Source organism: Allocoprococcus comes (assembly GCF_013300725.1).
GTDB lineage: Bacteria > Bacillota > Clostridia > Lachnospirales > Lachnospiraceae > Allocoprococcus > Allocoprococcus comes_A.
Genome location: NZ_JAAIMM010000041.1, coordinates 1 through 12,233 on the forward strand (window position 1 = coordinate 1; position 12,233 = coordinate 12,233).

The window sequence follows — 12,233 nt, forward strand, 5'->3', positions numbered from 1 at the left end:
TTCTATAAGACTAGAATTTACTCTTGCCAACTGGAAGTTAAAAATACATTTAAGTTCTGCAGGTGTGAGATGAATTGTACAAAAATAAAAAAGAACATTTGTTCGATAATGAATTCCGTGGTATAATAGAGTCAGTCGAAAAGGTCGAAAACATAGATTATTAGAGAGAGGACTGAGTTGCATGGAAAAAATAGATCATAATGCACATTCAGTGTATCTGATGTATTATCATCTGATCATGGTAGTAAAATATCGAAGGAAAGTCATTGAGAATCCAATTTCAGAAAGAGCAAAAGAGATATGGGAACATATTGCTCCACGGTATGGGATTGTTCTGGAAGAATGGAATCATGACATTGATCATGTGCATGTAATGTTCCGTGCGCAGCCGAGAACGGAACTTAGTAAATTTATCAATGCTTATAAAAGTGCCAGTAGCAGACTATTGAAAAAGGAATATCCGGAAATCAGAGAGAAACTTTGGAAAGAAGCCTTTTGAAGTCAGAGTTTCTGTCTGTTGACAGCTGGAGGAGCCCCAGTAGAAGTAATCCGTCAATACATTGAAACCCAGGGAGAGAAGAAGTATTGAACATAGCATATCGTTTCCGAATTTATCCGACAGAAGAACAGAAGATATTTCTTGGCAAAACATTTGGCTGTTGTCGTTTTCCGTATAATCAGATGCTTAATGATAAGATTCGAGAGTATGAAAAGACGAAGAAAATGTTAAAACATACACCGGCCATGTATAAAAAAGAATATCCATTTCTGAAAGAAGTAGATTCGCTGGCACTGGCAAATGTCCAACTTCATCTGGAAAAGGCATATAAGAATTTTTTTCGGGATCCCAAGATTGGATTTCCAAGGTTCAAGTCAAAACATCATTCCAGAAACAGCTATACAACGAATGTGGTTAATGGAAATATCCTGGTGGAAAGTAAGCGGATCCGGCTTCCTAAATTAAAATGGATTGCCATGAAAAAACACAGGGAGCCGGCAGAAGGACTTTGCCTGAAATCAGTGACGGTCAGTATGGAACCATCCGGCAAATACTTTGCAAGCCTGCTGTATGAAGGGTACAGTTGTGAAAACCAAGCAGCTGAACCAGATTATAGTACCGCAAGGATACTTGGGATAGATTACGCAATGCAGGGTATGGCAGTATTTTCAGAAAAGATTGAGACAGAAGAAGCAGGATTTTTTAGAAAAAACGAAAAAAGACTGGCAAGGGAGCAACGAAAGTTGTCAAGATGCGTACGAGGAAGTCATAATTATGAACTGCAGAAAAAGAAAGTTGCGAAATGTCATGAAAAGATACGAAATCAGCGAAGAGATTATCTGCACAAACTCAGCCGAAAGATCGCAGACGGTTATGATGCAGTTGCAGTGGAAGACATTGATATGAAAGCAATGAGTCAGTGCCGGCACTTTGGGAAAAGTATACAGGATAATGGATATGGAATGTTCCGGGAAATGTTAGACTATAAACTGTTGTGGAAAGGAAAGAAAATGGTAAAGGTAGACCGTTTCTTTCCTTCTAGTAAAAAATGCTGTCAATGTGGAAGGATAAAGCAAGAGCTGAAATTATCTGAAAGAGTTTATCACTGTGCGTGTGGAAATGAGATGGACAGAGATCGTAATGCAGCAATCAACATCCGTGAAGAGGCAAGAAGAATGTTGACAGCATAAACTGTCCGTATCCGGACAATTGGATCATAAGAAAACATGCCCGTGTCCGGGCAAAAGAATCGCGGGGCACGCGAGGATAGCTTGTAGATACTTGGCTCAGTAGAGCCATTGAGCAAGAAGCCCCCACTTCAAAATCAGTGATTTAAGTGGTGGGAGCATGTCACTTAGTAGAAAAAGGATGAGGAGATAAATAAATATGAAAAAGGTTCTGATACTTGGATGTCCCGGTGCGGGGAAAAGTACATTTGCAAGAAGACTCAGAGACAAAACAGGACTTCCATTGTATTATCTTGATATGATCTGGCATAAGCCGGACAGGACAACGATAACAAAGCAGGAGTTTGAGGAAAAATTATCTGAAATTATAAAACAGGATGAATGGATCATAGACGGCAATTATGGAAGAACGCTTGAAATGCGTTTTAAAGAATGTGACATTGTATTCTTTTTAGATCTGCCGACCAGTGTGTGTCTTACGGGCGCAGAAGAGCGTATTGGAAGTGAAAGAGAAGATATGCCATGGCAGGAAGAAGAACTGTCAGCAGAATTCAGAGATTTTATTATCAATTTTTCAAGGGATGAAATACCGGAAATCAATGAGATGTTAAGAAAATATAAGAATAAAAATATTATTATATTCAAATCGCGGGAAGAGATAGATGCATGGAAATGAGGAGGAAATGACGATGAATTTAGAAGAACAGAGACAGTTTATCTTAAATGGAAATATGTATAATGATTTGTCAGATGAGCTGGTGGAAGCACGTGAAAAGACGGTGTTTTTAACTAACGAATATAATGCAAGTTTTGGGAAACCGGCAGAAGAACGGGAAGCGATCCTGAAAAAACTGCTCAAATCCATTGGAAAAGGCGTTCATTTTGAGCCGAATTTCCGGTGTGAATTTGGTTATAATATTTCAATCGGGAATAATTTTTATGCAAATTTTGACTGCATTATGCTGGATGGCGGTGGCATTGAGATCGGTGATAATGTCCTCTTTGGACCAAGAGTTGGAATTTATACCTCTAATCACGCCATGGATGCATGGGAGCGGACACACGGAGCCTGCTATGCGAAGCCGGTCAGAATTGGGAATAATGTCTGGGTTGGAGCCGGTGTGCATATTAACCAGGGCGTAACCATAGGTGATAATACGATCATAGGTTCCGGAAGTGTGATTACGAAGGATATTCCGGCAAATGTGGTTGCAGCTGGGGTTCCTTGTAAAGTGATCCGCGAAATAACGGAAGCGGATAAGACCGGATATCGTCCGTAGGGAATAAGAAGGTCATTAACAGTTAAAGATAAATTATAAAATCATATAAGTAGATATTGAGTTTTATAAGATATTAGACTAGAATATTATTGAAAGGAGTTGATACTTTGAGTAAATATTATTCTATACACGAATTTTCAAAAATTATAGGCGTATCTGCTCAGACATTACGAAATTGGGATGCCAATGGAAAACTTCATCCGCATCATACTACAGTAAGTGGCTATAGATATTATTCTGATGAGCAACTCAACCAGGTAATAAATGTAAAGCCTAAAAATCGCATTACAATTGGATATTGTCGCGTTTCCAGCCATAAACAAAAAGATGATTTGGAACGACAGATTGATAATGTTAAGACATATCTTTTGGCAAAAGGACAGCCGTTTGAGATAATAAGCGATATCGGTTCTGGGATTAATTATAAGAAAAAAGGACTTCAGGAATTGATTAGACGAATCTCTCAAAATCAAGTTGAAAAGGTTGTTGTTTTATATAAAGACAGGCTATTGCGATTTGGTTTTGAGTTGATAGAATATATCTCTTCACTTTATAATTGTGAGATTGAGATTATTGATAATACTGAAAAATCTGAACAGCAGGAACTTGTTGAAGATCTGGTTCAAATAATCACAGTATTCAGCTGCAAATTACAAGGAAAACGAGCGAACAAAGCTAAGAAACTTATCCGGGAATTGATACAGGAGGAAACAGATGGTAAAAGCCATAAAAGTAATGCTGATACCAAACAACGTACAGAAAACTAAGATGTTTCAGTACGCAGGTGCTTCAAGATTTGCTTATAACTGGGCTTTGGCCAGGGAAAAAGAAAATTATGAAAAAGGTGGCAAATTCATTTCAGATTCAGAACTCAGAAAAGAATTTACAAAGCTCAGACATTCTGATGAATACGCATGGCTGCTGAATATTTCAAATAATGTAACCAAACAGGCAATCAAAGATGCCTGTACTGCGTATAAGAACTTTTTCAAGGGTTTGCAAAAATTCCCAAGATTCAAGTCTAAAAAGAGATCAATGCCGAAGTTCTATCAGGACAATGTTAAGATACAATTCAGTAATACCCACGTTAAGTTTGAAGGCTTTTCTTCCAGCAGGAAAGCAAATAAGCAGAAAATGAATTGGGTAAGACTTGCAGAACATGGACGTATTCCAACAGATGTTAAATATATGAATCCGAGAATATCCTTTGACGGATTGAACTGGTGGATCAGTGTATGTGTGGAATTTCCTGATTGCAAGGAAACACTTAATGATGATGGAGTTGGTATAGACTTAGGAATCAAAGATTTGGCTGTCTGCTCTGATGCTGTTAAATATAAGAACATTAATAAGAGTCAGAAAGTAAAGAAACTAGAAAAACAGAAACGCAGATTACAGCGTAGTATCTCTCGTTCTTACGAGAAGAATAAGAAAGGGGAAAGTTACTGCAAAACCAATAATGTAATCAAAAAGGAAAAACTTTTATTAAAACGAAATCACAGATTAACAAACATCCGTAAAAACTATTTGAATCAGACCATATCTGAGATCGTAAATCGAAAACCAAGATTTATCTGTATTGAAGATCTGAATGTCAGTGGAATGATGAAAAATAGACATTTATCCAAAGCAGTTCAGGAACAAGGATTTTTTTGGTTTAGAAAACAGCTTGAATACAAATGCAGTGATAAAAGGATCCAGCTTATTGTGGCTGATCGGTTTTATCCATCATCAAAGCTTTGCAGCTGTTGTGGAAATATCAAAAAAGATTTGAAATTATCTGACAGGGAATATAGATGTGAGTGTGGGAATATAATTGACAGAGATTTCCAGGCATCAATAAATCTTAAGGGTTATGGAGAACGATTTGCAAGCTGACACTGAAACGTTAATGCAAATATGTACGGATACGTTAGTCCGGAATTTACGCCTATGGAGAGTACAAGAACTTGTGAGTAGATAGATATTTATATCATCAAAAGCATACTCGTTGAAGTAGGAATGAAACATAGAAGTTTGTAACTTTTTATAAGTTTTCAGTAACGGCGAGATGAGCCAGGATGGAAAGGTTAAGAAAAAACAGCGAGAATAAATTTAGATATTTTATGGAGGAAAATCAAAATGGCAAAGGATCAGAGATTTGAAGAGATACATAGTGAAATTGAGAAAATTGTCATATGCGATGAACTGATAAAAGACTGGACATATCCTTTAATTCAGCCGAAGCTGATTGAAGAAGCGGCAAGAAGAGGATGTTTATAAAGGAGAAATTGGGAATGATTGGCGAAGGGAGAGAACCAAAGAAAGTCGGGATTCCTTTACAATGAAAGAACATTCTGTGGTAAATCTTTTTGCCTTGTAAATAATAAGAAATTGACGAAAATTACCGGGGGGGGGTATAATAAGCTTACGCTTTTTATTTAAAGGTGAAGTGTAATGAACAGGGAGGAAAAGAGATGAAGAGAAAAATTGTAATTGGAATGCTGGTACTTTCGATGGCTGTTTCGGCAACGGCGTGTTCATCAAAGAAAGAAGAGACTGCAAAGACCGAGACTTCACAGAGTACAGATACGGAGAAAGCTTCGGAGACAGCAGACGAGGCAGATTCTTCCGACGAAAGAAATGCATATGGTCTGACAGAAGAGGAGACAGAAAAGCTTGCAGAGCTGGTAAAAGAGAAAGTAAAGACACAGTATCTGGATAAATATGAGATTGATCCGGCAAGCTTTACATTTCCAGAGTATGAACCGATAGCAGAGAGAACAGAGGCAAAGGATTTATGGACTCCGCTGGACTGGAATTACTTACGCAGCTACGAATTGGCGACGATTGTTGTTATAGCAGAAGAAGCAGGGTATAAAGATAAAGGAATTGAAGATATATCTGAGGGAATCAAGGATGGAACAATTTCTTTTAAAGAAAGTGCGAAGGAACAAAACGAGACAAACTATGAGTGGTATGTTGAAAATAATCCGCAGGAAGGAGATCTGGCAGGAGCCATTTATGAAGGAATCGCAGAATTCTTGAATGGACTGGATGATGCGGAGCGTGCGGAAGTTTTGTATGATGTTTATGCAGCAAATGTTTATCAGAATGGAAACGGAGAAGATGAACAGGGCAGAGTACTTCATAGGATGTTTGATCAGGTGATTATTGAGAATGTTTCTTTTAAATAAACAGTAAAAAGATAAAAGACAGGGAGTTGCCACTTGTAACGACAAAAATCGTGAAGAGGTAACTCCCTGTTCATTTTTTGCTCAACGGGAAAAATCTTACTTCAGCAGATAAGAAGAAATATCTGATTTTGGAGTAAAAGGAGATAAGGAGGATATTTAATATGAGGCTTGCGATGATACAAATGTCAAATTCGGGAAGTGTAGAAAAGAATATGGAAAAAAGTCTGCATGCGATTGCAATGTGTAATCGTGTTGGAGTGGAAGGGGAGATGGATTTTGCCGGGGAGTCTATGGCTGTCGATGCAAATGGAGAGATTCTTGCCCGGGCAGATGACACAGAGCAGATTGTGTATGTGGATTTTAACTTGGAGAAATCCGGGAAAGTGCGGGAGAAAAGACCTTATGCTCAGCTTAGGAGAAAAGAGTTTTATGTATAATGTGGCGGAATCGTGTCAAAATATGATTGTTTGTATTAAAAAATGACACGATTGACACAATTGACACGATTAAAGGGGCTGTTTTTCAGGGAAAGGATCAGACGGTGTTTAAAGACCGTAGAGAATTTTCAGGGGCATTGATGAAACAGATGAATGATGTCTACGATTATATTGATTTTCATAATCAGACACATGCAACAATCGAAAAGTTGCTGCGGATAGATATCAGGGATTATCCTGAAATCGCTGTCAGAGAAGCATTGTTAAATTTGCTGGTTCACAGGGATTATGCGTTTAGTGCAAGTGCATTGATTAGTATTTATGAAGACCGGATGGAATTTATATCCATCGGAGGATTGATGCCTGGAATTGAGCTGGAGGATGTGATGGCAGGTATTTCTATATGCAGAAATCCGGATCTTGCAAATGTATTTTACTGGTTGCATTTAATCGAAGCATATGGTACTGGAATCAGTAAGATTATAGGGCTTACGCTGATGTGGCAGAAAAACCTGTTATTGAGACGACGAGAAATACTTTTAAAATGAGAAAAATTCTTCTTGCAATATACCCTTATGGGGTATATAATAACCCTCGTAAAGAGAAAAGATAAGAGGTGAGATACATGGAAGAAAAGAAAGAATGTTGTCACTGTCACAAGAAAAAAGAGCGATCTGAAAAGGAATACAAGGACATGATCAATCGTCTGAATCGGATTGAAGGACAGGTCAGAGGTGTGAAGCGCATGGTAGAAGAAGATGCATACTGTCCGGATATTCTGATTCAGGTGTCAGCAATCAATGCAGCGCTCAACAGTTTCAATAAAGTCCTTTTGGCGAATCATATCCGTACCTGTGTGGCAGAGGATATCCGAGAGGGAAAAGATGAAACAATTGATGAGCTGGTTGCAACGCTTCAGAAACTGATGAAATAACAGGAGTGTATTAGATTTTCAGCTGAAAAGCGCAGGGAAATCTTTACAATAAAAAAGACAGACAAAGCCAAAGAGTGAGGTGGATTTTGTGGAACAATATACAGTAACAGGAATGAGCTGTGCTGCCTGCAGCAGCAGAGTAGAAAAGGCAGTATCGAAGGTGCCGGGCGTTACAAGCTGTTCGGTGAGTCTTCTGACGAATTCGATGGGAGTAGAAGGAACTGCATCTCAGTCGGAGATTATTGCAGCGGTTGAGGCAGCAGGATACGGTGCTTCGGTAAAAGGGGCAGATGCAGGAGCAAAAAGTAAAGGTGCTTCGATGGATGAAGATGCCCTGAAAGACCGGGAGACACCGGTTATGAAACGGCGCCTGATCGCATCCATTTGTTTTCTGATCCCGCTGATGTACATTTCCATGGGACATATGATGTGGAACTGGCCACTGCCGGGATTTCTGGATGGAAATCATGTGGCAATGGGACTGATCCAGCTGTTATTTGCCGGAATTATCATGGTGATCAACCAGAAGTTCTTCATCAATGGATTTAAGGGACTCCTTCATGGCGCGCCGAACATGGATACTCTGGTTGCACTGGGATCAGGAGCATCCTTTATTTACAGTACCTATGCCTTATTTGCAATGACCGATGCACAGGTGAAGATGGACATGGAAGGCGTGATGTCTTACATGCATGAATTCTATTTTGAGTCAGCAGCCATGATCCTGACACTGATTACAGTCGGAAAGATGCTGGAAGCACATTCCAAAGGAAAGACAACGGATGCGTTAAAGAGTCTGATGAAACTGGCTCCGAAGACAGCAGTTGTCCTGAAAAATGGTGTGGAAACAGAAGTTTCCATCGATCAGGTGAAAAAAGGTGACATTTTTGTAGTAAGACCGGGTGAAAATATACCGGTAGACGGTATCGTGCTGGAAGGAACCAGTGCGGTCAATGAAGCAGCACTCACCGGAGAAAGTATCCCGGTCGATAAAGCAGAAGGCGACAAGGTATCCGCAGCAACCATGAACCAGTCCGGTTTCCTTAAATGCGAGGCAACCAGAGTCGGAGAGGATACTACCCTTTCACAGATCATTCAGATGGTCAGCGATGCAGCCGCGACCAAAGCACCAATTGCAAAGATTGCAGACCGGGTATCCGGCGTATTTGTACCGGCGGTTATTACTATTGCGGTACTGACAACGATCGTATGGCTGATCGCAGGGCAGAGCGTTGGATTTGCACTTGCAAGAGGAATTTCCGTGCTTGTGATCAGCTGCCCTTGTGCGTTGGGACTTGCCACACCGGTTGCCATTATGGTTGGTAACGGGATGGGGGCAAAGAACGGAATCATGTTCAAGACGGCAGTATCCTTGGAAGAGACAGGGAAAATGCAGATCGTAGCTCTGGATAAGACCGGAACCATTACAAGCGGCGAACCGAAAGTAACCGATATGATACCGGCAGAGGGTATCTCAGAAGAAGAACTTTTAGGATTTGCCTATGCACTGGAAAGAAAGAGTGAACATCCACTGGCACGTGCGATTTTGCAGGAAGCAGAGGAGCGTAGAATCGATGCGGATGAAGTAGAAGATTTCCGGGTAGTTCCTGGAAACGGACTTTCCGCAGTCCTTGCAGGAAAGACCATTTATGGCGGCAATAAGAAATTTATCCAGGCCAAGACTTCTGTGGATGCAGGAACGCAAAAAAAAGCAGAAGATCTGGCAGCAGAAGGAAAGACTCCGCTGTTTTTTGCAAAAGAAGACCAGCTGGTCGGAATCATTGCAGTAGCGGACGTTATCAAAGAGGACAGCCCGGAGGCAGTCAAAGAACTGCAGAATATGGGAATCCATGTAGTCATGCTGACCGGTGATAATGAGAGAACCGCAAAAGCAATCGGACGGCAGGCTGGCGTAGATGAAGTTATCGCAGATGTTCTTCCGGATGGAAAAGAAGCAGTTATCCGGAAATTGAAGAAAAAAGGAAAAGTTGCCATGGTCGGTGACGGAATCAATGATGCACCGGCACTTACCAGAGCGGATATGGGAATTGCCATCGGTGCGGGAACGGATATTGCCATTGACGCGGCAGATGTAGTATTGATGAAAAGCCGGTTAAGTGATGTGCCGGCAGCCATCCGCATGAGCAAGGCAACCTTAAGAAATATCCATGAGAACCTGTTCTGGGCATTCTTCTATAATGTAATCGGAATCCCGCTTGCAGCAGGCGCATGGTATCCGCTTTTCGGGTGGAAATTAAATCCGATGTTTGGCGCAGCGGCAATGAGTCTTTCAAGCTTCTGCGTAGTAACCAATGCACTTCGTCTGAACTGGTTCAAGATGTATGATGCCAGCAAGGATAAGAAGATAAAGTCAAAAGTCAGAGAAATTAAGGAGGAAAAGACAATGACAAAAACAATGAAGATCGAAGGTATGATGTGTGGACACTGTGAGGCAACTGTAAAGAAAACTCTGGAAGCAATCGAAGGAGTAGAAGGGGCAGAAGTAAGCCATGAAAATGGAACAGCAGTTGTAACCCTGGCAGCAGAAGTCGCAGATGAGGTACTGAAAAAAGCTGTCGAAGACAAAGACTACAAAGTGACAGGGATTGAGTAGGATTAAGTCCGAAAAATAAAGATTGTTAGAAATTACAATACTATAAAGAAGAAAAACATGGAGAAAACCATTATTTTGATTGATTTATTATGAAATAAACAATCAAAATAATGGTTTTTGTTTACGAATATTAGATTTTGTGATTTAATAAAGAAAAAGTCGGGAATCATAAAACTGGAAGGTGAATTTATGAGAGAAAGGTTATTTATAACACCAGAATATACGACTGCAAAGGAAATTAAACAGATTCGGAAAGGATTGCATTTGACGCAGAAAGAGTTTGCAGAATTTATCAATTGTTCCAAGCCGACAGTAGAACGTTGGGAGAGAAGCGAAGAAGTGATTCGCGGACCAATTGTTCCATTATTAAAAATGTTGCAGAAATATCCGGAATATGAGCAGGAAGTGAAGGTGCCGGAAAAAGTGTGGCCGCTCAGAATATGGTATATGTATGAACAGAATGTATGCACTTTGATTGATGTGAATGAGCGGGAACGAAAAGTGAAAATAAGAAATTATACAGATAAGGTTATGTTCCGTGCTTTTGGTACGGTAGAAGATCCGAATTATAATGATTATCAGGAGTTCCTGGAGTCAAGATGTTTCCCGGAAAGCCGAGATAAGATGAAATTGATATTGAAGGATCTGGGACTACCATTTTATGATCCAATTATGATTATAGAGAAGACTGAAGGACGAATGGCAGAAGATGATTTTTGGATTCGCATAGAGAGGTAGATACAATGATAGAATTATTCGAGCAGAATATTCGGAAAAATGACCGGCAGTCTTCAAAAGGGAACCAGTTAAAATGGGAAAATGAGGGAATATGGTATAAAGCAGATTATACAGGTTATGAAGGTCTGTCAGAATATATGATTTCCCATCTCCTGAAAAAGTCAACCCTGACAGAGAATGAATTTGTAGGCTATGATCTGGAAAAAATAAAATACGGCACTGTGATTTATAATGGTGTGAAGAGCAAAAACTTTCTAAGCGAAGATTGGCAGATTATCACGCTGGAGCGGTTGTTCAAGAACTTTTTCGGAGAAAGTTTATACAAAGCTTTGTATAGAATACCAGAACATGAAGAACGCTTACCTTTTTTGGTGCAGCAGGCAGAGCGAATGACAGGACTTCAGAATTTTGGCATTTATATGAATAAATTGTTGACGATTGACGCATTTTTTCTGAATGAAGATCGTCACACACATAATATTGCGGTTCTGATGAATGGAAAAGGGGACTATGCATATTGCCCGATTTTTGATAATGGGGCGGGCTTACTGGCAGATACAACGATGGATTATCCTTTGTCGGGAGATGTTTATGCGCTTATGGATCGTGTTCAGTCAAAAACAATAAGTAGTGAATTTGATGAACAATTAGATATTTCGGAATCTCTGCATAAAATAAATCTGAGGTTTCAATTTACGAAAAATGATGTAACAGAATTGCTTGAAAAAGCAGAGGAATATCCAGAAGAAATCCGAAATCGGGTAGAAATGATTATATTTGCACAGATGCGAAAATATACCTACTTATTTTCGTAAGTGGTGCACTGCTTGACATATTCCTGAATACTTGTTAACTAAGTAAAAATATGCTATGCTTAAAAAATTGGTTATAGGAAATTATGAGAATGCATAGTGTGGAGGGAGCTTCCAGCGGATCGCCCCGTGAAATTCTACAGTTAGGTTATAAAATTGGGTTTATCAATGATTCAGAAGTATGGTTACTCATGTTAAAAAAGCGTAATACTTCAGTTCGCATTTATAATGAAAATGAAGTTGATGAAATGATTATGTTGATACGTGACAGTTTTATTCCGGCTTTTCTTGTTCTTAAGGATGTGCTGGTGAAGAAGCTGGACGAAGCTGAAGGCGATTGGATGTAAGATAGACGCAGGTCGTGTATGACTTGCGTTTGTTTTGCCATTAGATAGGAAAAATTCAAGTAGAATAGAGATAGCCTGTTTTGATGAATATCCAGAGGTGCAGGATATGGCAAAGTGGATTCTTGAGATACTTAGAAATGCGAACATAAATTTATAGCCTGCAAATAAAAAGTCAAGGCTAAATTGAAAGAACATTGAAAATTTTATAC

The 12,233-nt window shown here is 39.6% G+C and carries 13 protein-coding genes and 2 pseudogenes; all 15 read left to right on the plus strand.

The genetic code is table 11. From position 1 onward, the window contains the following. Nucleotides 1-181: 181 nt before the first annotated feature. Nucleotides 182-589, plus strand: a pseudogene (gene tnpA, locus G4407_RS15340) (IS200/IS605 family transposase). Continuing rightward, nucleotides 586-1,689: an RNA-guided endonuclease TnpB family protein gene (locus G4407_RS15345; RefSeq protein ID WP_173689576.1), complete on the plus strand. Its 1,104-nt coding sequence runs from the start codon at nt 586-588 to the stop codon at nt 1,687-1,689. The pseudogene tnpA and the gene G4407_RS15345 overlap by 4 nt, the downstream one beginning before the upstream one ends. 196 nt (nt 1,690-1,885) lie before the next feature. Beyond that, nucleotides 1,886-2,362 (plus strand): P-loop NTPase family protein, encoded by a 477-nt coding sequence (locus G4407_RS15350; RefSeq protein WP_173689577.1) that lies wholly within the window; start codon nt 1,886-1,888, stop codon nt 2,360-2,362. A 13-nt stretch (nt 2,363-2,375) separates the two neighbouring features. Continuing rightward, complete coding sequence (locus tag G4407_RS15355) at nt 2,376-2,966, plus strand: sugar O-acetyltransferase (protein ID WP_173689578.1); 591 nt, start codon at nt 2,376-2,378, stop codon at nt 2,964-2,966. A gap of 107 nt (nt 2,967-3,073) precedes the next feature. Beyond that, nucleotides 3,074-3,733: an IS607 family transposase gene (locus G4407_RS15360; RefSeq protein WP_173689579.1), complete on the plus strand. Its 660-nt coding sequence runs from the start codon at nt 3,074-3,076 to the stop codon at nt 3,731-3,733. Further along, nucleotides 3,681-4,844 (plus strand): RNA-guided endonuclease InsQ/TnpB family protein, encoded by a 1,164-nt coding sequence (locus G4407_RS15365; RefSeq protein ID WP_173689580.1) that lies wholly within the window; start codon nt 3,681-3,683, stop codon nt 4,842-4,844. Before G4407_RS15360 ends, G4407_RS15365 begins: the two co-directional genes overlap by 53 nt. 243 nt (nt 4,845-5,087) lie before the next feature. Further along, nucleotides 5,088-5,228 (plus strand): NUDIX hydrolase, encoded by a 141-nt coding sequence (locus tag G4407_RS15370; RefSeq protein ID WP_173689575.1) that lies wholly within the window; start codon nt 5,088-5,090, stop codon nt 5,226-5,228. 194 nt (nt 5,229-5,422) lie between these two features. Then, on the plus strand, nt 5,423-6,142 hold the full coding sequence (locus tag G4407_RS15375; protein WP_173689581.1) for a hypothetical protein: 720 nt from the start codon (nt 5,423-5,425) through the stop codon (nt 6,140-6,142). Nucleotides 6,143-6,303: 161 nt separating this feature from the next. After that, nucleotides 6,304-6,579, plus strand: a complete 276-nt coding sequence (locus G4407_RS15380) for a nitrilase-related carbon-nitrogen hydrolase (RefSeq protein WP_201856689.1) — start codon at nt 6,304-6,306, stop codon at nt 6,577-6,579. 59 nt (nt 6,580-6,638) lie between these two features. Beyond that, nucleotides 6,639-7,126 (plus strand): annotated as a pseudogene (locus G4407_RS15385) (ATP-binding protein); the annotation flags it as partial. A 78-nt stretch (nt 7,127-7,204) separates the two neighbouring features. Beyond that, nucleotides 7,205-7,513, plus strand: a complete 309-nt coding sequence (locus G4407_RS15390) for a metal-sensing transcriptional repressor (protein WP_173689582.1) — start codon at nt 7,205-7,207, stop codon at nt 7,511-7,513. An 88-nt stretch (nt 7,514-7,601) separates the two neighbouring features. Further along, a complete protein-coding gene (locus tag G4407_RS15395) occupies nt 7,602-10,127 on the plus strand; it encodes a heavy metal translocating P-type ATPase (protein WP_173689583.1) in 2,526 nt (841 codons plus the stop codon). Nucleotides 10,128-10,316: 189 nt separating this feature from the next. Next, nucleotides 10,317-10,865 (plus strand): helix-turn-helix domain-containing protein, encoded by a 549-nt coding sequence (locus G4407_RS15400; protein ID WP_173689584.1) that lies wholly within the window; start codon nt 10,317-10,319, stop codon nt 10,863-10,865. Between the two features lie 5 nt (nt 10,866-10,870). Beyond that, nucleotides 10,871-11,680 (plus strand): HipA domain-containing protein, encoded by an 810-nt coding sequence (locus tag G4407_RS15405; RefSeq protein WP_173689585.1) that lies wholly within the window; start codon nt 10,871-10,873, stop codon nt 11,678-11,680. Nucleotides 11,681-11,769: 89 nt separating this feature from the next. Continuing rightward, complete coding sequence (locus G4407_RS15410) at nt 11,770-12,024, plus strand: nucleotidyltransferase substrate binding protein (RefSeq protein ID WP_243868868.1); 255 nt, start codon at nt 11,770-11,772, stop codon at nt 12,022-12,024. Nucleotides 12,025-12,233: the final 209 nt, after the last annotated feature.